The sequence below is a fragment of the Croceibacterium sp. TMG7-5b_MA50 genome (genome assembly GCF_039830145.1).
GTDB lineage: Bacteria > Pseudomonadota > Alphaproteobacteria > Sphingomonadales > Sphingomonadaceae > Croceibacterium.
In genome coordinates this window covers 998422-1020457 of the sequence record NZ_CP156082.1, presented here as the reverse complement: position 1 = coordinate 1020457, position 22036 = coordinate 998422, and the positions used below count along the sequence as shown (strand labels likewise).

Annotated in this window: 18 protein-coding genes; 8 read left to right on the top strand and 10 right to left on the bottom strand. The window is 66.6% G+C overall.

The features are described 5' to 3' along the window. The first annotated feature begins 258 nt into the window (after window positions 1–258). Complete coding sequence (locus tag V5740_RS05060; RefSeq protein WP_347303987.1) at window positions 259–951, top strand: hypothetical protein; 693 nt, start codon at window positions 259–261, stop codon at window positions 949–951. A 50-nt stretch (window positions 952–1001) separates the two neighbouring features. After that, a complete protein-coding gene (locus tag V5740_RS05055) occupies window positions 1002–1616 on the top strand; it encodes an AHH domain-containing protein (RefSeq protein WP_347303986.1) in 615 nt (204 codons plus the stop codon). Window positions 1617–1856: 240 nt separating this feature from the next. On the opposite strand, the gene leuA is transcribed toward V5740_RS05055, so the two are convergent. The 6 genes from leuA to miaA all read right to left on the bottom strand — a co-directional run bounded on the left by leuA (window position 1857) and on the right by miaA (window position 8946). Further along, window positions 1857–3539 (bottom strand): 2-isopropylmalate synthase, encoded by a 1683-nt coding sequence (gene leuA / locus V5740_RS05050; RefSeq protein WP_347303985.1) that lies wholly within the window; start codon window positions 3537–3539, stop codon window positions 1857–1859. 223 nt (window positions 3540–3762) lie between these two features. Beyond that, complete coding sequence (locus V5740_RS05045; RefSeq protein WP_347303984.1) at window positions 3763–4410, bottom strand: YceI family protein; 648 nt, start codon at window positions 4408–4410, stop codon at window positions 3763–3765. 133 nt (window positions 4411–4543) lie between these two features. Continuing rightward, complete coding sequence (ilvC, locus tag V5740_RS05040; protein ID WP_347304449.1) at window positions 4544–5563, bottom strand: ketol-acid reductoisomerase; 1020 nt, start codon at window positions 5561–5563, stop codon at window positions 4544–4546. 72 nt (window positions 5564–5635) lie between these two features. Beyond that, window positions 5636–6151: an acetolactate synthase small subunit gene (ilvN, locus tag V5740_RS05035; RefSeq protein WP_347303983.1), complete on the bottom strand. Its 516-nt coding sequence runs from the start codon at window positions 6149–6151 to the stop codon at window positions 5636–5638. Between the two features lie 29 nt (window positions 6152–6180). Next, window positions 6181–7923, bottom strand: a complete 1743-nt coding sequence (gene ilvB / locus V5740_RS05030) for a biosynthetic-type acetolactate synthase large subunit (RefSeq protein ID WP_347303982.1) — start codon at window positions 7921–7923, stop codon at window positions 6181–6183. 75 nt (window positions 7924–7998) lie between these two features. Beyond that, window positions 7999–8946: a tRNA (adenosine(37)-N6)-dimethylallyltransferase MiaA gene (gene miaA, locus V5740_RS05025; protein WP_347304448.1), complete on the bottom strand. Its 948-nt coding sequence runs from the start codon at window positions 8944–8946 to the stop codon at window positions 7999–8001. A 4-nt stretch (window positions 8947–8950) separates the two neighbouring features. Between miaA and serB the strand changes: the two genes are divergently transcribed. Further along, window positions 8951–9835, top strand: a complete 885-nt coding sequence (gene serB, locus V5740_RS05020; protein WP_347303981.1) for a phosphoserine phosphatase SerB — start codon at window positions 8951–8953, stop codon at window positions 9833–9835. A gap of 3 nt (window positions 9836–9838) precedes the next feature. On the opposite strand, the gene V5740_RS05015 is transcribed toward serB, so the two are convergent. Genes V5740_RS05015 through V5740_RS05005 form a run of 3 tightly spaced genes read right to left on the bottom strand, consistent with a single transcriptional unit; the run spans window position 9839 to window position 12625 of the window. Next, window positions 9839–10429 carry an NADPH-dependent FMN reductase gene (locus V5740_RS05015; protein WP_347303980.1) on the bottom strand — a complete coding sequence of 197 codons (591 nt, stop codon included), beginning with the start codon at window positions 10427–10429 and terminating at the stop codon, window positions 9839–9841. Further along, window positions 10422–11735 (bottom strand): DUF418 domain-containing protein, encoded by a 1314-nt coding sequence (locus V5740_RS05010; RefSeq protein ID WP_347303979.1) that lies wholly within the window; start codon window positions 11733–11735, stop codon window positions 10422–10424. Before V5740_RS05010 ends, V5740_RS05015 begins: the two co-directional genes overlap by 8 nt. Window positions 11736–11749: 14 nt before the next feature. Continuing rightward, the gene (locus V5740_RS05005) at window positions 11750–12625 is read right to left on the bottom strand and encodes a PAS domain-containing protein (protein ID WP_347303978.1); all 876 of its coding nucleotides are present in this window, start codon (window positions 12623–12625) and stop codon (window positions 11750–11752) included. Window positions 12626–13029: 404 nt separating this feature from the next. Here V5740_RS05005 and V5740_RS05000 point away from each other — a divergent pair, with 404 nt between their 5' ends. Next, window positions 13030–17229, top strand: a complete 4200-nt coding sequence (locus V5740_RS05000; RefSeq protein ID WP_347303977.1) for a YadA-like family protein — start codon at window positions 13030–13032, stop codon at window positions 17227–17229. Between the two features lie 39 nt (window positions 17230–17268). On the opposite strand, the gene purL is transcribed toward V5740_RS05000, so the two are convergent. Beyond that, window positions 17269–19503 carry a phosphoribosylformylglycinamidine synthase subunit PurL gene (gene purL, locus V5740_RS04995; protein WP_347303976.1) on the bottom strand — a complete coding sequence of 745 codons (2235 nt, stop codon included), beginning with the start codon at window positions 19501–19503 and terminating at the stop codon, window positions 17269–17271. 79 nt (window positions 19504–19582) lie between these two features. On the opposite strand from purL, the gene V5740_RS04990 reads away from it, so the two are divergent. From V5740_RS04990 to V5740_RS04975, 4 genes are all read left to right on the top strand, one after another. Next, window positions 19583–19837: an exodeoxyribonuclease VII small subunit gene (locus V5740_RS04990; RefSeq protein ID WP_347303975.1), complete on the top strand. Its 255-nt coding sequence runs from the start codon at window positions 19583–19585 to the stop codon at window positions 19835–19837. An 11-nt stretch (window positions 19838–19848) separates the two neighbouring features. After that, window positions 19849–20757, top strand: a complete 909-nt coding sequence (locus V5740_RS04985) for a polyprenyl synthetase family protein (protein WP_347303974.1) — start codon at window positions 19849–19851, stop codon at window positions 20755–20757. A 3-nt stretch (window positions 20758–20760) separates the two neighbouring features. Further along, complete coding sequence (gene coaD, locus V5740_RS04980) at window positions 20761–21270, top strand: pantetheine-phosphate adenylyltransferase (RefSeq protein WP_347303973.1); 510 nt, start codon at window positions 20761–20763, stop codon at window positions 21268–21270. A gap of 69 nt (window positions 21271–21339) precedes the next feature. Beyond that, window positions 21340–22029: a peptidylprolyl isomerase gene (locus tag V5740_RS04975; protein ID WP_347304447.1), complete on the top strand. Its 690-nt coding sequence runs from the start codon at window positions 21340–21342 to the stop codon at window positions 22027–22029. The last annotated feature ends 7 nt before the right edge of the window (window positions 22030–22036 follow it).

Here is a 22036-nt window from a genome sequence, read left to right as displayed (position 1 = left end):
TGCTTTATCAGGTGCAAAGCGGGCGCAGCGGCACATGGCAGCCGCGGGTCCGAAATTCATGTGATGGGGTGCAAAGTTGCGCGCCGTCCCAAACAGATACGGGCGTTTCACCCGGACTCGACCTGTTTAGGAAATCCTGTGCATACACGCGCTTTCTCACTAGAGGGGGGACGGCAGATCACCGGCGGGGTGCATCCAGACGCTGCGAGCATGTTAACGGCAGCTTCGCTCGTTTTCGCGCCCGGTCGGCGGCCCACCGTGGCCGACGTGCGCGCGGCTGCGCGGCTGGATGGCGGCTATACAATCAGTCTCGACCCGTCAGACGATGGATCGGACGATCCCGAGGTGCTGCGCTGGGTCGAACTGCTGGCGAACGGTCTCACCTTCGACCTGGAGGGTTTGCGGCCGGGAGAGCCCGAGCCGATGCCGCCGCTTGGCCACATGTATGGTCTGCCTGCCGATTTCACCCCGGCCATGCTGGAGGCGGTGACACTGCGGCCCGGCCCGCATCTGCGCGCCGGCGGCACCATGCTGCCGGTGGTGCGTGGCATGGCCTGGCTGATGGCCCGCCTGGCGCAGATGCCGTTCGTGCAGGCGGTGGCGTGGCATTCCGCGCGTACCTGGTGCAGCCCGCGCCATTTCAGCGAGTCCGTGATCCGCTGGGCCGAAGGTGGCCCGTTCCCCGGCCTTGGTCTTACCGCGCTTGCGCCCACGCCGGAGGGCGGGTTGCAGAGCGAGGGGCTGAGCCTGTTCACCGGGCAGGAGCTGCGGCTGGATCCGCGCCTGGTCACGGACCGGGCGGCGGGTGCACGGCTGGCTTTGCGCATCCTGCACTGGCTGGTGGAGAATGGCCGGCTGGAACAGACTGTGACGTTGGCCGGTCCTGGCGGAGAGCCGCTGATCCTTGACCCATCAACCAGCGGACGGTTCGTGAGCGCATCACGGGGATGAAATCGACCGGGCCGCCAAATCGGCGGTCGGTCGCCCGCAACGCCGCATTGGTGCGGCCCAAGCTTCCATTTCGCGCGGTCAACAACCCGGGGCAGCCCGGCTATCGCGCCGGCATGCAGCGGCATCACCTGCTGCCCCGGCAATTGCTGAACCGGAACAGTTGCGGCAGGCTGTTCGACGAGATCGGGCGTGACCGCATCGGCTTCGACGATTTCCGCAGCAACGGGCTGCTGTTGCCCGCCACCGACCAGACCGCGCAGGCGACCCGCATGCCGCTGCACCGTGGGCCGCACCCCGATTACAACAGCATGGTCGCCGAGCGCATGGGGCAGATCGAGGCGGACTGGTCACGCCTGCGGCCCCGCGCCCCCGAGATCGCGTTAGACCAGGCGATCATGCGCATCGACCTACTGCAACGCGCGCTTCGGCGGCGTCTGCTGGCGGAGGACCGCACCCGCATCAAGCTGAACCGCAGCGATCGTCTGGGAGACGCGGTCGACTTCACCGTGCTGGACGCGATGGCGGAAGCCTTGTGGAACAGCACGGAGCCGGGCCTGCCCGCGGAGGTGCTGATCATGGCGGGCGAACCGCATCCGCCGCTGGGCGAGCCCGCGCCGCTCCGCCAGGTAGATGACCGGGCGTTGATCGACTGGATCTTCGGCTAGGATCCGGCGAGCAAAGCGAGGCGATCCATCGCCACGATGGGCCTGCGTGGATCGGAAGTTGACACTAAGTTGACACCTCCCGCGATTGTTAATGTCACCGTTAGCCGGTGCTGCATTGCAGGCTGACCGATGACGGTCACCCGGCAATGCATGGACCGCTTGGGCCACAGGATCAGGCTGTAGGAAAGTGGTTTGTCATGCCACCAAACCTTACCGCCTGATCCGGCTGCGTGTCGGTCCTCAGGCCCGGCGAGCGACCGCGCCGTTCGCCGCCGACAGGATCGCGCGCACGCTGGCGGTGGCGACATCCTCGTCTACGCCCACACCCCACACGATGGCGCCATCAGGTAAGGCGCATTCCAGATAGGCCGCGGCACGGGCATCCGTACCCTTGGCCAGCGCATGCTCGGTATAATCGAGCACCTCCAGTTCCAGCCCGAAGGTCTGTCGCAGGGTGGCGAGCACGCTGGAAACCAGCCCCTTGCCCCGGCCGCTGACCTTCTGCGTCTGGCCGCCGACGGTGATCGTGCCGGCAAACAGGCGCGTCCCGTCGGTTGCGCGGGTTTCCTCGTAATCCACCAGATCGAAGGTCGGCGCGGCCTCCAGGTAGTAGGCCGCACGGAATGCGTCCCAGATGTCGGCGCCGTTCAGTTCCCGGCCCAGTTCGTCCGCCATGCGCTGCACATGGCGGCTGAAATCGGCCTGGAGCCGCTTTGGCAGCTTCAGCCCCTGGCCCTGTTCCAGCACCCAGGCGAAACCGCCCTTGCCGGATTGCGAGTTCACCCGGATCACCGCCTCGTAATTGCGGCCGAGATCGGCGGGGTCGATCGGCAGATAGGGCACCCGCCACAGATCGTCATTGCGCGCACCTTGCGCCTCGAACCCCTTCTTGATCGCGTCCTGATGGCTGCCGGAAAAAGCGGTGAACACCAGTTCGCCGCCATAGGGATGCCGGGGATGCACGGGCAACTGGTTGCAGTACTCCACCGTTTCGATCACCCGGTCGATGTCGGAGAAGTCGAGGCCGGGGTCGATTCCCTGCGTGTACATGTTGAGCGCCACGGTCACGAGGCAGCAATTGCCGGTCCGCTCCCCATTGCCGAACAGGCAACCCTCGATCCGGTCGGCACCGGCCATCAGGCCCAGCTCCGCCGCGGCGACGCCGGTCCCGCGATCGTTGTGCGTGTGCAGGCTGATCACCGCGGCTTCCCGGTTAGGCAGGTGGCGGCAGAAATATTCGATCTGATCGGCATAGACGTTGGGCGTCGCAGCCTCCACCGTCGCGGGCAGGTTCAGGATGAGCGGTCGTTCCGCCGTCGGCTGCAACACGTCCATCACCGCGGCGCAGACCTCAATGCTGAAATCGAGTTCCGCGGTGGAGAACGTCTCCGGCGAATATTCGAACTGCCAGTCCGTGCCGGGGCGCCTTGCCGCCTCGTCAGCCAGGTGCCGCGCCCCGGCGATGGCGATTTGCTTCACCTCCTCCCGGGTCATGCGGAATACGATCTCCCGCCACGCGGGGCTGACCGCGTTGTAGAGGTGGACGATGGCGCGGGGGCTGCCCTCCAGGCTTTCGAAGCTGCGGCGGATCAGGTCCTCACGCGACTGGGTCAACACCTGGATCGTCACGTCGTCGGGCACGCGGCCGGACCGGACAAGATCGCTGATGAAGTCGAACTCGGTCGCGCCCGCGCTGGGGAAGCCGACCTCGATCTCCTTCACGCCGACCTCCACCAGCAGGTCGAAGAAGCGGTTCTTCTTCACCGCGTCCATCGGGTCGATGATCGACTGGTTGCCGTCGCGCAGATCGGTGGACAGCCAGCGCGGCGGATGGATGATGGTACGGGTCGGCCATTGCCGGTCGGGCAGATCAATGGGGGGGAAGGGCCTGTACTTGCGGCCCGGTTCCTTCAGCATGGTCATGGCTTTGCTTGCCTTCGCGTTGCCCCGCATGAACGGCAGGGCTGTTCGACTGTGCAGGTGATGCAGGCCCTTAGGCGAATGGTCCGCGCCGGTAACAAGGGCGCGCGGACCGTGACGCGCCTAAGGGCGCGTTAGTCGAAGCAGCGATAGCAGATCGCGGGCGGTCATGACCGGGGCTGATAGGCGGGCAGGGTGGGGCTGTCCACCCTGCCCGGACACGGCATTACTGCTTTTCGAACGCGATCGTGATGTCGAGTTCGACTTCGTCGGACACGACCGGCAGCGCGCCGGCAATGCCGAACTCGCTGCGGCGGATGGTTGTGGTGCCTTCGAAACCGGCGGTCAGCGCCTGGCTCATCGGGTTGGCCCCGGCGCCGGTGAACTGGGCGGCGATGGTCACCGGGCGGGTCACGCCATTCATGGTCAGATCGCCGGTGATGGTGGCCGCGGTTTCGCCCGTGGGCTGAACGCTGGTGGACACGAAGCGGGCCGGGGCCGGCTCCGCCCCGAAGAAGTCCGGCTTGCCGCCATCCTTGCCGGGGCGCAGCAGGTGGCCGGTCAGCCCGTCGCTGGCGGTGGTGACGTTGGCGATCGGCACCGTCACATCGACCTTTGCAGCGGCAAGGTTCGCCGGATCGATCGTCAGCGTTCCGGCGACGTCGCCGAAGATGCCGAAGTAATCGTTGAAGCCGAAGTGATTGACCCGCCAGCCGATCAGCGAGTGATTGCTGTCGGCGGTGTAGGTGCCCGCGGTGACGCGGCTGGCATCCATCTGGCCGGGCAGGGCCGGCGCGTCCTGCGCCTGCAGGCCGGCGATGGCCCCGGTGCTGAGCGTGGCGACGGCGATGGTGCTCAGGATGATCTTGCGCATTGCGATTGGCTCCCCTTGTGGTGCTTGGCAGAGCGCAAGGTGGCGCCCTGTCCGGCAACGCTCAAGAAGGCACAAAGGTGTAACCGGCAGGAAAGGCTGCCTCGCCCATCCGGGCGAGGCAGCGATCACGCGATCAGTTCTGTTCCTTGTCCACCAGCTTGTTGGCGCCGATCCACGGCATCATGGCGCGCAGCTGCTCGCCCGTGCGTTCGATCGGGTGCTGCGCCTGCAGCTTGCGGCTGGCCTTCAGTTCCGGGTTGCCGGCGGCGTTGTCCAGCATGAAGCGCTGCACGAAGCGGCCCTGCTGAATGTCGGCCAGAACGCGCTTCATCTCCGCCTTGGTCTCTTCGGTGATCAGGCGCGGGCCGGTGTGGATGTCGCCATACTCGGCGGTGTTGCTGATCGAATAGCGCATGTTGGCGATGCCGCCTTCATACATCAGGTCCACGATCAGCTTCATTTCGTGCAGGCATTCGAAATACGCCATCTCGGGGGCGTAGCCCGCCTCCACCAGCGTTTCGAACCCGGCATTGATGAGGGCGGTTAGGCCGCCGCACAGCACTGCCTGCTCACCGAACAGGTCGGTCTCGCACTCTTCCTTGAAATCGGTCTGGATGATGCCCGACCGGCCACCGCCGACGCCGCTGGCATAGGCCAGCGCGATGTCGTGCGCGTTGCCGCTGGCGTCCTGATGCACCGCGATGAGGCAGGGCACGCCGCCGCCTTTCTTGTATTCGCCGCGCACGGTGTGGCCTGGGCCCTTGGGGGCGATCATGATGACGTCGATGCCCTCGTCAGGCTCGATCAGGCCGAAATGGACGTTCAGGCCGTGGGCGAAGGCGAGGGCGGCGCCGGGACGCAGGCGACCCTTCAGGTCGTCGGCCCAGATCTTGGCCTGGTGCTCGTCCGGGGCCAGGATCATCAGGATGTCGGCCCAGCCGGCGGCGTCCTGGTTGCTCATGACCTGGAAGCCGGCCCCTTCCGCCTTCTTGGCGGATGCCGAGCCGGGACGCAGCGCGATCGCCACGTTCTTGATGCCGCTGTCGCGCAGGTTCTGCGCATGGGCGTGGCCCTGGCTGCCATAACCCAGGATCGCGATCTTCTTGTCCGTGAGGAGGTTGAGATCGGCGTCGGCGTCGTAATAGACCTTCATCGTACTTTCCTTGTCATCGGGCATGCGCCCGCCGGCCCCCTGTCGCGGGCCATCATTAGCGTTGGTGTTAAATCAGATACCCTGCGCGCCGCGCATCATGCCGACGATGCCGGTGCGCCCGACCTCGACCAGCCCAAGCTCGCGCATCAGGGCGACGAAGCGGTCGATCTTCTCGGGCGCGCCGGTGAGTTCGAACACGAAGCTGCTGGTGGTGGTGTCGACCACCTTGGCACGGAACACGTCGGCGAGGCGCAGCGCCTCCACCCGGTGATCCCCCTGACCGGCGACCTTCACCAGCGCCAGCTCGCGCTCCACATGCGGGCCTTCGTCCGTCAGGTCGACCACCTTGTGCACCGGCACCAGCCGTTCAAGCTGCGCGATGATCTGGTCGATCACTGGCGGCGGACCGTTGGTGACGATGGTGATGCGGCTGGTCGTGTGGTCTTCCGTGATGTCGGCCACGGTCAGGCTGTCGATGTTGTAGCCGCGCGCGGTGAACAGGCCGGCGATCTTGGCGAGGATGCCGGCCTCGTTGTCGACGATCACCGTCAACACGTGCCGCTCCGCCTGGCGGTGCTGGATCTTCATGTCTGGTCCTGCGATCGGGAGGAGGGCGGTCACACCAGCGCCTTGGCGTCATCGGCCATGGTGCCGGCGTGGACGTCGCCGTTCAGCAGCATCTCGGTATGCGCGGCGCCGCTGGGGATCATGGGGAAGCAGTTCGCATCCTTGCTGACCAGGCAGTCCACGATCACCGGACCGTCATGGTCCAGCATCGCGCCGATGCCGGCGTCCAGCTCTGCCTCTCCGGTGATGCGCACGCCCTTCCAGCCGTAGGCCTCCGCCAGCTTCACAAAATCGGGCAGGCTGTCGGAATAGCTGTTGGAATAGCGGCTTTCATAGGTCAGCTCCTGCCACTGGCGGACCATGCCCATATATTCGTTGTTCAGGATGAAGATCTTCACCGGCAGGCGGTACTGGCTGGCAGTGGCCAGTTCCTGGATGTTCATCTGGATGCTGGCCTCGCCCGCGATGTCGATCACCAGCGCATCGGGGTTGCCCAACTGCGCGCCGATGGCGGCGGGCAGGCCATAACCCATGGTGCCGAGGCCGCCGCTGGTCAGCCACTTGTTCGGGTTCTGGAAGCCGAAATATTGCGCGGCCCACATCTGGTGCTGGCCGACCTCCGTGGTGATGATCGGCGCGCGCTCATGCGTCAGGTCGTACAGCCGCTGTACGGCCAGTTGCGGCATCAGCGCGTCCTTGCGGTGCGGGAAGGCGAGGCAATCGCGTGCCTTCCAGCCGGCGATGCGCGCCTTCCATTCGCCCAGGTCCCGTCCGCGCCGTTCGCCCCAGGCGGCGATGAGCTGGTCCATCACCGTGCCGCAATCGCCCACGATGCCGAGGTCGACCGGAACGACCTTGTTGATGCTGGCGCGATCGATATCGATGTGGATCTTGGTCGAATGCGGGCTGAAGGCGTCCAGCCGGCCGGTCACGCGATCGTCGAACCGCGCGCCGATGCAGACCATCACGTCGCATTCGTTCATCGCCATATTGGCTTCCAGCGTGCCGTGCATGCCCAGCATGCCGAGCCAGTCCGGATGCTCCGCCGGGAAGGCGCCCAGGCCCATCAGGGTGGAGGTCACCGGCGCGCCGGTCAGCGCCTGCAAGCGGCGCAATGCGGCGCTGGCGGCGGGGCCGCTGTTGACGATGCCGCCGCCGGTATAGAACACCGGGCGTTCCGCATTGGCGATCAGCTCCAGCGCCTCGGCAATCTCCTCCGGCGCGGCGACGGTGCGTGGGTCGTACCGGCGCTGGCGACGCGGGCGCGGATCGGTCAGCGGGGCGGTGGCGACCTGCACGTTCTTGGGGATGTCGATCACGACCGGGCCGGGTCGACCCGACGTGGCGATGGTGAACGCCTCCTCAATCGTGCGGGCGAGGTCCGCCGGGTCGCGGACGAGGTAATTGTGCTTCGTGCAATGGCGCGTCAGGCCGATCGTATCCGCCTCCTGAAAGGCGTCGGTGCCGATCAGGTTGGTGGCGACCTGCCCGGTGATGACCACCAGCGGAATGGAATCGAGATAGGCGTCGGCGATGCCGGTGATCGCGTTGGTCGCACCCGGGCCGCTCGTGACCAGCACCACGCCGGGCTTGCCGGTTGAGCGGGCATAGCCTTCCGCCGCATGGGCTGCGCCGGCCTCGTGCCGCACCAGGATGTGGCGCAGCCGGGTGTCGCTGAACAGCTCGTCATAGATCGGCAGCACCGCGCCGCCGGGATATCCGAAGACGAACTCCACGCCCTGCCGAACCAGGCTTTCGATCAATATCGCAGCCCCGCTGCGTTCCTGCGTCACCGTTCCAGTCCCTTGTCTGCATGGGGAACAGGGCTATCCGCCCCGAAGTCGGCTCCCACTATGAGACACAAAATGTCATGTCAACCGCAAAGTGCGCAACATTGTTGTGAACTCATGCTGTTCGTACGCCGGTGAACAGTCGATCCGGGGCCAGCAGGCAGGCGGCTGGTGCCTGAACCACGTATATTGCCGCTTGGCGTAGCGACGTGTCGCCTGCTGACCCTGCGCGATCGCGGTCTCCCGGTCCAAATGGCCGCGCAACCAGCCGGCGACCTCCGCCACGCCGATCGCGCGCATGACCGGCAGGTCCCCGGGCAGGTTGCGATCCAGCAGGGCGGCGACCTCCTCCGCCGCCCCGGCTTCCATCATCTGTGCGAAGCGCCGGTCACAGCGTTCGTACAGCCATGCGCGTTCGGGTAGCAGCACCAGAGGGTGCAGCTCCACTTCGCCGGCGATGCCGCCCTCGCGCCGCTTCTGCCACCAGCCGAGTGGCCGGCCGGTCGAACGCACCACCTCCAGCGCTCTTGCCACCCGTTGACTGTCACCCGCATTGAGCAGCGCCGCGCGGTCGGCATCCTCCTGCTGCAAGGCGGCGTAAGCGCCGGCAGGGGGCATCGCCCGCACCGCGGCCCGCACTTCCGGGTCAATCGCCGGAACAGGGGCAATGCCGTCAAGCAGGGTGCGCAGGTACAGACCTGTGCCGCCCACCAGGATCGGGAGCGCACCATCGGCGTGCGCCGCGGCAATTTCCTGCTTGGCCGCCTCAGCCCAGTCCGCCGCCGAGCAGGCGTCCGCGCCATCCCACGCGCCGAACAGACGATGATCGACCCCCTGCATCTCCGCCGTGGTCGGCCGCGCGCTCAGCACCGCAAGGTCGCGGTAGACCTGCGCGCTGTCAGCGTTGATCACGCGGGCAGGGCACCCGGCCGGCTCCACCGCCAGGGCCAGTCGCACGGCCAGATCGCTCTTGCCGCTGGCGGTCGGCCCTGCGATGAGCGCCACCTTTCGCGCACCCGGAGACATTTTCTTGCTCATTGCCCGGCTCATAGCAGACCCTGCCACACTCGACAGGCGCCTCGATGCCGCAGCGGCGGCGCTGGCCGACAAGGGCCTGGCGCTCGCCGGCGCCAGCCTGCTGGACCATTGGAGCGACGTGCTGGAGCTGATGCTGCCGGGCAATGACCTGCCGACGTTAAAAACGGTGATCCGCGACCATTTCGATCCGAGTGACGCCATCATCGCGCGCGAGGAGATCCGCGTCCCCGATCTGTTCGTGTCCGACATGGACAGCACCATGATCGGTCAGGAGTGTATCGACGAGCTGGCCGACTTCGCCGGGTTGAAGGACCAGGTCGCCGCAATCACCGAACGTGCCATGCAGGGCGAACTGGACTTCGCCGCCGCGCTGCACGAGCGGGTCGGCCTGCTGGCCGGGCTCGAGGAGACAGCGATCGGCACCTGCCTCGACACCCGCATCCATCCCGTCCCGGGTGCCCGTGTGCTGGTGGCCACCCTTCGCCATCGTGGCTGCCGTACGGTGCTGGTGACCGGCGGTTTCCACCACTTCGCTGACCATGTGGCGGAACAGCTCGGCTTCGACCGGGTCGTCGGCAACCGGTTGTCCGTGGCCGAAGGCCGGCTGGACGGAAAGCTGGCCGGCCCGATCGCCGACGCCGCCAGCAAGGAGCGGACATTGCGGGAGGAACTGTCGCTGCTGGGCGAGCAGGCCGTTTCCATGGCGGCCGGCGACGGCGCCAACGACATACCCATGCTGCGTACCGCGACCTACGGCATCGCATATCGGGCAAAGCCGGCCGCCCGTGAGGCGGCGAACGGGTGGGTGGAACGGGGCGAGCTCACGGCCCTGCTGAAGCTGATGGGCATACCCGAGCATGAATGGGTCGCCGGGTAGCGATCAGTAGGGCGGGGGTGTTGTCTCCCGCTGCGACCGTGCAGCCTGCGTCCACCATGCCAGATCGTCCGCGAAGCGTGGAAAGGAGCGCGTGAGTGCCGCTCCGCCATCGCCAACAGGTTCGCCATCGGCATTGATCGCCTGACCGATCCCGCCGACGGCCAGCGTGCTGGAAACGACCACCATGCCCATTTCGGACAAGGTGCCATGCCAGGCCAGGCCTGCTCTCGCACCGGCAAGGCGCCCGGCCGAATAGCTGGCGATCGCCGCCGGGCGCCAGAACCATTCTTCAAGGAAATGGTCGGTCAGGTTCTTGAGGCCGGGCTGCACACCCCAATTGTATTCGCCCGCGACGAACACGAAGGCATCGGCGCCCTTGATCTTGCCGGCCAGCGCTTCCAGCGTGGGCGGCGCCTCCCCAGCAGGGTATTCCTTGTACATACGGTCGAGCATGGGCAGCCCGACAGCCTGCGCGTCGATCAGTTCGGCCGCGGCCCTACGTGCGGCAAAGGCGCGCACCAGCCATTCCGCCAGCCGAATGCCCTGCCGATCACGCCGGTAGGAGCCGTAGAAGATCAATATCCGGTCAGCCATCGCTCGCCCTTTCCGCCTGCCGCAATGGCTCGAAACGCCACCGCGCCAGGCTGCGCCAGACCCATTCCAGCGGACCATGGCGGAAACGCGCCAACCACCAGGATGACCACCACAGCATCAATGCCCAGACCGGCGGCACGAACAGCCACACCTCTGCCCGGGACAATGTGCCGTAGAGTTGCAACCCGAAACCGTTGAACAGCAGGACGCCCAGCAGCGTCGCGCCGAGGTAATTGCTGAACGCCATCCTGCCCGCAGCCGCAAGCCGGCGGGCGACCGCCCCGCCGACGGGAACAAGCAGGATCACCAGGGCCGCGTAGCCGATGGCGCCGATCGGACGCATCGGCCCCGCCCAGTATTGCGCCAGCGGCATATAGGTGAACGGATCGAAGCCGGCGCGCAGGATAGCGGCGGCCGCCATGCCGAAATACAGCAGGCTGGCGCCAGCGCAGGCAAGACCGACCTGCAGGTAGCGCCTGCGCGTCCATCGGCCCGTCAGGAAACCCGAACGATATGCCGCCATGCCCAGCAGCATCAGGCCGAGGCTTTCCACGCCATAGCCGATGACGCTCTGCAATGGGCGGTATGGGTCTTCCCGCAGCATGTAGCGGGCATGCGCCGCGACCGATCGATGGGCGGCCTTCGCAGCGGCCAGATCCGCCGGTTGCGGGATCAGCGAAGCGCGCCATCGGGCAATGCGATTGCGATCATCGGCAGGTGCGTTTGGCGCCTCCATGACCTGTGCTACCCGCAATTGCTCGGCATAGGCCACGGCCGGGGCGTTGTGCAGCGCCAGCGCGATGATCGCCATGACCAGCAGCCGTTCGGCGGAGAGGCGCCAGCAGAAGAAAGCGATGCTGCCGACCAGGGCATAATTGGCGAGGATGTCACCCCAAAGGAGCAGGTAGAAGTGCAGGAGGCCGAAACATAGCAGCACGGCCATGCGCGGATAGTGCACCCGCCACGGTTGCCGACCGGCCGCCACCGCCCGTTCGCACACCAGCACCACCGATGCGCCGAACAGGATGGAGAACAGCGCCCGCAGCTTGCCATCCACCAGGATGAAGTTGAGGGCCCACATGACCCGATCGGCCACCATGCCGAAGCCGAAGGCCGGGGGGTAGAAATACGCCTCCTCGATCATCGCCATGCCGACGATGTTGACCGAAAAGATCCCGAGCACCGCCAGCCCGCGCATGATGTCGAGCGGCAGGAGCCGTTCCGAAGCAGAGGTGGTCACGTTGTTGCCCGCCATGCCGCGGTGGGTGCCACGGGCGGCATCGCGTGTGAAGCGCGCTGCTGGCATGCCGCGGGCTTCGTTTACCGGCGGGTGGCAATCACCACTACGCCGCGGTCCCCGATGCCTGCAAGCGGCGCCAGGCTGAGCCTGACTTCGGGGCCCGCATGTCCGCGATGCAGCATGCGGGTTTCGAACGTGCACGGCTCCCCTTCCTCCAGCACGGCTTCCACATTTTCCCGTACGACGGCGCGGCAATCCATCGGGAAGATGTCGCGGAAGGGCGCACGCAGCAGACCCGCCGGTTCCAGGCCGACCAGAGCGGCAAAAGCGGCATCGACCTCCCGGAAGGTCGCTCTCGCACTCAGCACGCATCGCCCGACCAGGCCGTGCGCCAGCAGCGCTTGCCGCGTCGCTTGCTGAACATCGATGGCATCGCGCCTCTCCACCTCGTCCGTGACGTCACGGAACAGGCAGGCGGACCCGGTCGGGAAGGGGAAGGTCTTCACCCGCAGCCACCGACCGCGATACAGCAGGGATTCAACCTCCAACTGCGCTGGCTGACCGGTTTCCAACGCCCGGGCGACGCTGATGCACGCCAGCGATCCGCTGGATTGCGGCACGGTTTCCTCCAGCGCCCGCCCTTCCAGCTGATGACGACCCATCCTGAGGTAAGAACAGGCCATGGCATTGACGTGCACGACCCGCAGATCGTGATCGAATGCCAAGAAGCATTCTTCGAGATTGTCCGCCACGATCTCCATGGCGCCGCGTTCGGCAGGTGCCACGAACCCTGAAGGCGTCCGCTCCGGCGACGCGTCGTCAAACGCAAGCTGCGCGAAGTGTTCAGGCGAAAGCACCACCAGCCGCTCTCGCCCATGATGGGTCACGACGATGGGACTTCTGCTTACCCGATCCTGCCAGCCGCCGAAATGGCGAACGAATTCAGCGGAACTCACATGCACCGCACCCTGAACTGTTACCGCCACTTCATTCCCCGTTGGCCTCAAGACGCCGGCCTAACAGATTGTTCCAGATGGACAATGTGCGATCGCATACCATGGCGCGAACAATCACGTTAATTATGGAGTTTATCGCTTGGGTTAACGCTGAATTAGTCCGACGCTGGGGTTGAGGCCATCCGACCAACCGGTTTGGACGCAAAAAGTCCATGAAATCTGTAATTTTCACGGGTGGTGCGGCGCAAGAACGCCTTCATCGCCGTCTTATACCCGTGATGAACCAACATTCATGGTCATCGGAGGGGAATTTGACCAACAGCCTGCGTCGTAACGCTTTCCGTGCAATAGGGTTCCCGTGCAGTGGAGTAGCGTGCCTTGCCCTGCTGGGCTCGCCGGCGGCAATGGCGCAATCCGGGGCGCAATCAGGCGATCGTCTGGTAAGCGCCTGTGCCGGCGTAAGCCTGCCTGCGTCGGCCGTGACCAACATCGTCGCGCCCGTGATCACTGGCGTCGCCAATCCACTTGAAGCATCGGTAAACAGCCTTCTGAATGTGGTTGGCGCCTTGCCGCTGGTCGGTCCTTTGCTGGGCCTGCGGCCGAACCTCAACGTCACTGGCCTGCTGACCAGCGCAGCGGCGGGACAGCCAGTCACGCTGCAGGTGTTGGGCAGTGACGGCACTATCGTCGGGCCGTCGGACCAATGCGTCGCAACATCGGACAGCATCACGCTGGATGAGGCGGCGGGCATTGCCATCGGCGGCAACCGCATCAGTGGCCTTGGCGCCACGGGAATGACACCGTCGCGAGCGCACCATCTTGATGCGATCGCCCTGGGCAACAATGCGCAGGCAACGAACGGCGCGATTGCCAGCATCGCGCTCGGGGCGAATGCTCAGGCCACGGCCGCCAACAGCATCGCGCTTGGCGCCGGATCGCAGGCACTCCGTGGCGCGACCGGCAGCTATGCAGCGCTAGGCCTGGCAGGGCCGCAGCTCTCCATTGGCGAGGTCTCCGTCGGTGCTGCCGGTGCGTTGCGCCAGATCACGAACGTGGCCGCTGGCAGCGCTGCCAGCGACGCCGCGACGGTGGGACAGGTGGCAGGTGTTCGCGATCAGGTCGTGGCGCTAGATGCTGTTGCCGTTCGGTACGCCGGAGCCGAGCGGGACCTGATCGCGCTGTACGGCACCGGCGGGACGCGGATCACCAATCTCGCCAGCGGCAGTGTCGCAGCCGGTTCGAGTGACGCGGTCAACGGCTCGCAATTGTTTGCGACGGATCAGGCTATTGCTGCGAACGCTGCCGCCGTCGACGGGCTCGATACGCGGATGACCGCAACCAGCCTGGCATTGTCGGACCTGGATGTGCGCGTGGTCGCGCAGGCGCATGACATCGATGCACTCGACGCGCAGGTCGCCGACAACACCGATGCGATCGCCGGCGGCAACGCGGCACTCGCGACGCTCGATGCGGTCGCGCTACGCTATGATGGTGTGGCTCGGAACACGGCGACGCTGGCGGGGGCGCAGGGCACGCAGATCACAAATCTTGCCGCTGGCGCTCTTGCCGCCGGCTCTACCGACGCAGTGAACGGCGGCCAGCTGTTTGCCACCAACAACGCGGTCGACGAATTGACATTGCGGGTCTCCAACGGCGGAGTGGGACCCGTACGCTACGCTGATCCAGGATCGCCGATTGTGCCGAATGGCGGTGCGCGGACCCAGCACCTGGCGCTGGTAGGTGCTGGCAGTGGGCCAGTGGCGCTGCACAATCTGGCTGCCGCCGAGATAGCTGACAATTCGACCGGTGCGGTGACGGGCGCGCAATTGTTCGTCACCAACGCTGGCCTTGCCGCCAACAGCGCGAGCATCACCTTGCTGGATGGTCGTGTCAGCGCCCATCAGGCTGCGCTGGCTACGCTCGACCCCCGGGTTGCCGGGAACACTGCGGCTCTGACCATCCATGCCGACCGGATCACGAGCATAGGCGACGCTCTGGTCGCGTTGTCGAATGTCGCCGTTCAGTATGACGCCGGTTCGCACGATCGACTGATCCTGGCCGGAGCCACCGGCACGGTTATCGCCAACATCAGACCCGGTGCCGTGCTTGGCGGGTCGACCGAGGCGGTGAATGGCGGACAGATGTTCAACCTGGCAGGGCAGGTCGCCGGGCTGTTCAGCCCCCTGAGTACCTTCGATCCCACCAGTGGCAGCTTCGCCGGGGGACTGCTGTACAATGGGCGATCCTTCGACGACGTGCAGGCGGTCGTGAATGCGATCGAAACGTCCATGAGCAACCTGACGGTGGGCGGTGTCGCCAAGGACAATCCTTACTTCAACACGAACTCGGTCGGTGCCGACTCACAGGCTCTGGCGAGTGATTCGACGGCGATCGGCCCCCATGCGATCGCCGCGGCCGAGGGTGCGCTGGCAGTCGGCCGCGGGGCCGAGGCGTGGAGCCACGGCTCGGTGGCGATCGGCGATGGCTCGGTCGCGGAGAGCGGCAAGGCGGTGGTGATCGGCTATCTCAACCGTGCAGCGGGCGACGGTGCCGTCGCGATCGGCGACCCGAACATCGCCATGGGCGATGGCGCAGTTGCCATGGGCCGGGACAATGAAGCGACCGGGACGGGTGCGCTGGCCCTGGGCGACACGAACATCGTGGCAGGCGACGGCTCGGTCGGCATCGGACAGCGTAATCGGGCGAGCGGGATCGGAACCATCGCGATCGGCAGCTTCAACACGGTCGGCGGACAGAACGCGATCGCCATCGGCGACAGGCACACGGTCAGCGGGCTGCACGCCCTCGCGCTGGGCTACAACAACAATGCGTATGGTGACGAGGCGATGGCCATCGGCAGCAATGTCTGGACCGACGGGGTGTATGCCATGGCGGTGGGCAACGAGGCGCGTGCGATCGGCCTCAACACACTTGCCGTCGGCAATGGCTCCAGCGCGGATGGAGAGAAGGCGACGGCACTTGGCACTGCGGCCGAGGCTGCCGCTTTCGCCACCGCAGTGGGCGAACGTGCCAGCGCGGGTATCGCCGCCGTGGCGCTGGGCGCCGCCGCGCAGGCGAACAGCTTCGGCGCCGTGGCCCTGGGCATTGGATCGCAGGTGTTGGTGGACGGCAGCGTTGCGCTGGGGGCGAGCGCGCTGGCGGCGCGAGGTGCGCAGGTCGGCTACACCGCTTTCGGATTGGCGGGCGCGCAGACCTCCGCCGGGGAGATCGCGGTCGCCCGTACGCTGGACGATCCGGGTAATCCCGGCAGCTTCCCCTTGGGCGAGCGGCAGATCACCGGTGTCGCCGCGGGGAGTGTTGCAACCGATGCCGTGAACCTTGCCCAGCTGCGCGGCGCGACGGCGAACCTGGGTACCGCAATGGCGATGTCGCTGGGCGGTGGCGCGAGCCACAACAGCACCACCGGTGAACTGACCGGCCCGTCCTACAGCCTGAATGGCGCCACCTTCACGGATGTGGGTCAGGCGCTGTCTGCCTTGTCGGCGCAGGTCGGCTCTGCGACGTCGACAGGCATCACTTACGACGGCGCGCTGCGCGAACGGGCCACTCTTGCGGGCGCCGCAGGTACCGTGGTCAGCAACCTGGCCGCCGGTAGCGTGACGGCGGGGTCGACCGACGCCGTGAACGGCAGCCAGCTTGCCGCCACTAACGCGCAGGTCGCGGCGAACACCGTCGCCATCGCTGCGCTGGCGGCGGGGGCTGGCAATGCCAACGCAGGGCCGGTCCGCTACGCCGATGCGGCCACGCCGACGGTCTCCAACGGGGGAGTGCCGAGCAGCGATGTGACCCTGGTGGGGGCGAGCGCCGGCACGCCGGTCGGGTTGCACAATGTCGCCGCGGGATCGGTGGCCGCCGGATCCACTGACGCGGTGAACGGCGGACAGCTTGCGGCGGTCGCCGCTACCGCCGGCAACTCGTTGCAGTACGATCGGACCGAAGCCGGCGACCGAAGCGACACGGTGACACTCGCCGGGGGAACGGCTGGTGCGCCCGTGACGCTGGCCAATGTCGCGGACGGCGCGGTGGACGCGGGTTCGACCCAGGCGGTGAATGGCCGCCAGCTAGCCGCGACCAACGTTGCTGTCGCGGCTGCGGCAGCGAGCGCGCAGAGTGCTGCCGGCGCCGTGCGCAATGCGGTCCAGTATGACAGCGCTGCCAACGTCGTCACCTTCACCCATCCCGGCGATTTCCCGCCGTCTGCCCCCGTGACGTTGCGCAACGTCGCTGCCGGGGTGGAGCTGACCGATGCGGTCAATGTGGGGCAACTCGGCAATGCCATGAACCTGTCGGTGGCGACCTCCGCCGCCTACACCGACATGCGCCTGCAGGAATTCGCCTTCGACCTGGATGATCTGCGCCGCGATGCGGAGGCGGGTACGGCGGCTGCCATGGCGATGGCACAGATCCCGTCGATCGAGGGCGAGCTGACGATCGGTGGCGGGGCAGGTCTGTGGCAGGGTGAGAGCGCCATGGCTCTGGGCCTGTCACACCGTACCGAACGCCGCCGGATCAACATGGCCGCGACCTATACAAGCCGGGGACAGGCCGGCGCAGCGGTCGGTGTCGGCTTCGCGCTGCGCTGATGACACGATGATGGAGGACTACGCCTGCGCCGGGCAGGGTCAGTCCTCCATCCAGTCGCGGAAGAAGGCCTCGTGTGCGGAACGAAGGGCCGACAGCTCGATGCCAAGCAGGTTGGTGCCGCCGGTCGTGCCGATGCGAACCAAACCCGCGCTTGCGGTGTCGGCATTGCGCGTGCCCTTGGCAATTTGCCGCTGGAACGCGTCCATGTCGGGCACCGTGACGACGTAGCGGCCCTGATCCTCACCAAACCACCAGCCCGCAGCGGTGTAGGAGGGGTGCTGCTGCACATCCGCACCCATGTCACCCGCCAGCGCCATCTCAGCGAGTGCCACGGCGAGCCCGCCATCGGCAACGTCGTGAACGGCGCTGACCAGCCCGGCGGCGATCAGTTCGCGGATGAACTCGCCCTGGTTCTTCTCCAGCGTCAGGTCGACGTGCGGGGCAGGGCCGTCCTCCCGCCCGTGCAGCTCCCGCAGCCACAGCGACTGGCCGAGATGGCCGCGAGCGTGGTTCGGCGTCGCCCAGAATTCCGCCCCGAAGAGGTAGATCGCCTCTCCCGGTGCCTTGAAGGCGATGGATGCACGGCGCTCGTAATTCTCCAGCAGCCCGACGCCGCCGATCGCGGGTGTCGGCAGGATGGCGCTGCCGCCACCTGTCGCCTTGCTCTCGTTGTAGAGCGACACGTTGCCGCTCACCACCGGGAAGTCGAGCACACGGCAGGCCTGGCCCATGCCGGAGATGCAGCCGGTCAGCTGCGCCATGATCTCCGGCCGCTGCGGATTGGCGAAGTTCAGGCAATTGGTGATCGCAAGCGGGGTGGCCCCGGTGGCGCTGATGTTGCGATAGGCCTCCGCCACCGCCTGCTTGCCGCCTTCATACGGGTCGGCGAAGCAATACCGAGGCGTGCAGTCGGTCGTCAGCGCGAGGGCCTTGGCCGTGCCATGCACCCGCACCAGCGCCGCATCGCCGCCCGGACCGGCCACCGTGTCCGCGCCGACCATGTGGTCGTACTGCTCCCAAATCCACTTGCGGCTGGCGAGGTCAGCGCCACCCATCAGGCGCAGCAGGTCGGCGCCAGGATCGTCGCAATCGGGCGCGTCGGCCAGAGGGGCAGGCTTGGCGAGTTCAGCAGATGGACGATCGTACAGCGGCGCCTCGTCCGCGAGCGGTGCGAGCGGGATGTCGCACACCACCTCGCCATCAAATTCGAGCACCATGTGGCCGGTGTCGGTGACTTCGCCGATCACCGCGAAGTCGAGCTCCCACTTGCGGAAGATCGCTTCCGCCATCGGCTCCTTGCCGGGCTGCAGCACCATGAGCATCCGCTCCTGGCTTTCGCTCAGCATCATCTCGTACGGCGTCATGCCTTCTTCGCGGCAGGGCACCTTGTTCATGTCCAGCCGGATGCCGGCGCCGCCCTTGCTCGCCATTTCCACGCTGGACGAGGTGAGGCCGGCCGCGCCCATGTCCTGGATGGCCACGATCGCGTCGGTGGCCATCAGTTCAAGACAAGCCTCGATCAGAAGCTTTTCGGTGAACGGGTCGCCCACCTGCACCGTCGGGCGCTTGGCATCGCTGTCCTCGCCGAAATCGGCCGACGCCATGGTGGCGCCGTGGATGCCGTCGCGCCCGGTCTTGCTGCCGACATACACGATCGGATTGCCCACGCCGGTCGCAGCGGAATAGAAGATCCGGCTCTGGTCCGCGACGCCCACCGTCATCGCGTTGACCAGGATGTTGCCATCATATGCCGGGTGGAAATTCGTCTCCCCGCCGACGGTCGGCACGCCCACGCAATTGCCATAGCCGCCGATCCCCGCGACCACGCCCTTGACCAGGTGCTTCATCTTGGGATGGTCGGGGCGGCCGAACCGCAGCGCGTTCATGTTCGCCACCGGCCGTGCGCCCATGGTGAACACGTCGCGCAGGATGCCGCCCACACCCGTCGCCGCACCCTGGTACGGTTCGATGTAGCTGGGGTGGTTGTGGCTCTCCATCTTGAAGATGGCGGCCAGCCTGGTGCCATCGGGTCCGTCGCCGATGTCGATCACGCCGGCATTCTCGCCCGGGCCGCAGATCACCCACGGGGCTTGCGTCGGCAATGTCTTAAGGTGCAGCCGGCTCGACTTGTAGCTGCAATGTTCGGACCACATGACGGAGAAGATGCCGAGTTCGACCAGGTTCGGCTCGCGGCCGAGCGCGTGGAGAACGCGGTCATATTCCTCGGGGCTGAGGCCATGTGCCTCGACGACAGCAGGGGTGATCTGGGACATGGGGCCGCGCCTTAGCTTTGCTGATGCCGGAGTGCTAGAGGTTGACCGCCCATAGGTGCTCCGTCAAAGCTGCGTTGTGATGGATGCCGCTACTGATACCCCGCCGCTGGCCGAACTGAGCTTCGAGGACGCGCTGCGCGCGCTGGAAGACGTGGTGCGTCGGCTGGAGGGAGGGGACGTGCCGCTGGAAGAGTCGATCTCTCTGTACGAGCAGGGTGAAAAGCTGCGGCTGCATTGCCAGGCCCGGCTGGACCAGGCGCAGGCCCGGATTGAAAGCATCGTCGCGGGTCCGGACGGCCGTGTCGCCGGCACCCAGCCGTTCCCCGGCGAGTGAGCCTGGCCGCGATGGGCTTGCCCCTGCTCGATACCGATGTCCTGCCGCGCGGCCTCGCCCGCATCCAGGCGGAGGTCGATGAAGCGTTCGACAGCTTCCTGCCCGTGCCCGACGATCCGCGTGCGCGGCTGGTGCAGGCGATGCGTCATGCGGTGATCGGCGGTGGCAAGCGGGTGCGTCCGCTGTTGCTGGTGACCGTGGCCGAGATGCACAACGTGGATCGCGCGGCCGCGGTCCGCGCCGCCTGCGCAATCGAGGCGATCCATGCGTATTCTCTGGTGCATGACGATCTGCCGTGCATGGACGACGACGCCATGCGCCATGGCAAGCCAAGCACCCATGTGGCCTTTGGCGAGGCTGTGGCCGTGCTCGCGGGTGATTCGCTGCACGCACTGGCGTTCGAGATCCTGGCCGATCCCGCCACCAGCGGCGATCCGTTCGTGCGGGTCGATCTCGTCCGCTGCCTGGCCACAGCCAGCGGGCATGACGGCATGGCCGGCGGGCAGATGATGGACATCGCGGCGGAGGAGGCGGAGTTCGACCTCCATACCGTGATCCGGCTGCAGGAGCTGAAGACCGGCGCCCTGCTGGGCGCGGCGGTGGAGATGGGCGCCATCCTCGGTCATGTGCCGGAGGAGGGCAGGGGATTGCTGCGGGCCTATGCCCGCGACATCGGCCTCGCGTTCCAGATCGCCGACGACCTGCTCGACCACGAAGGGGACGAGGCGTTGGCAGGCAAGGCCCTGCGCAAGGATGCCGATGCGGGCAAGGCCACCTTCGTCTCGCTGATGGGGGCGGAGGCTGCCCGCACCCAGGCTCGTGCTCTCAGTGAGCAGGCGATCGGCCATCTGGCCCAGCACGGGCCGGAGGCGGACCTGTTGCGTGCGCTCGCCCGCTACGTGGTGGAGCGGGACCGCTAGCTCATGGGGCGCATCGGCCTCTATCCCGGAACCTTCGACCCGCTGACGCTGGGTCATTCCGACATTATCCGGCGCGGGGCGAAGCTGGTGGATCGGCTGGTGGTCGGCGTGACCACCAATCCGTCCAAGAACCCGATGTTCACACCGGACGAGCGCATGGCCATGGTGCTGGACGAGGTCGCGCGGCTCGGCATCGAGAATGTGGAGGTGCGTGGGTTCGACGCCTTGCTGATGCACTTCGCGGAGGAGTGCGGGGCCAGCCTGATCGTGCGCGGCCTGCGGGCCGTCGCGGATTTCGAATACGAGTACCAGATGGCCGGCATGAACCAGCAGCTGAACAGCCGTATCGAAACCGTCTTCCTGATGGCGGATGTCTCCCTCCAGCCGATCGCATCCAAGCTGGTGAAGGAGATCGCCCTGTTCGGCGGCGACATCTCCCGCTTCGTCAGCGAGCCGGTCCGGGACGCCGTCGTCGGCCGCGTCGCGCAGATCGGCCAGCGGGGCAGGGCGTGACATTCATTGCGCCGACAGCCGCCTGCGCCTAAGGCCCGGCGCTTCCCACCCGATCTTCGTATGGTACCGATGACGCACCGCTTCCTTGCCCTCGCGCTCTCCCTGCCGATCCTCTTTGCGCCGCCAGCCGCCGCGCAGGACGCCACTGCCGAGCCTGCAATTGCGGAGGCGGCATCTGCGGCCATGCCGCTGGTCGTCAACTTCGATGCGACGCAGGATCTGGAGAACATCCTCTACCTCGACCTGTCGAACGGCCGCCGGGTCGCCATCCGCCTGATGCCGCAATGGGCGCCCGAGCATGTGGAGCGGGTCAAGACGCTGGCCCGGCAGGGCTTCTATGACGGGATCATCTTTCACCGGGTGATCGAAGGGTTCATGGCGCAGACGGGTGACCCGACCGGCACCGGGACCGGCGGGTCGGAGCTCCCCGACTTGAAGGAAGAGTTCAACCAGTTCCCGCACGTCCGCGGCACGGTATCGATGGCTCGCGCCCAATCGGAGGACAGCGCCAACAGTCAGTTCTTCATCGTGTTCTATCCGCGCTTCTCGCTCGACCGGAATTATACGAATTTCGGCCGTGTGATCGGCGGAATGGATGCGGTGGATGCGATCAAGCGGGGCGAGCCGCCGCAGGACCCGACCTATATAGTGCAGGCGTCCATTGCCGCCGACAACAAGCCGCAGAAGATGCCGCCCGCCGCGCCTGCCGCCGGTGCCAATCTGACAGCGGCCGAGCTTAGCAACTCCGCCAGCAACTAGGTCGCAT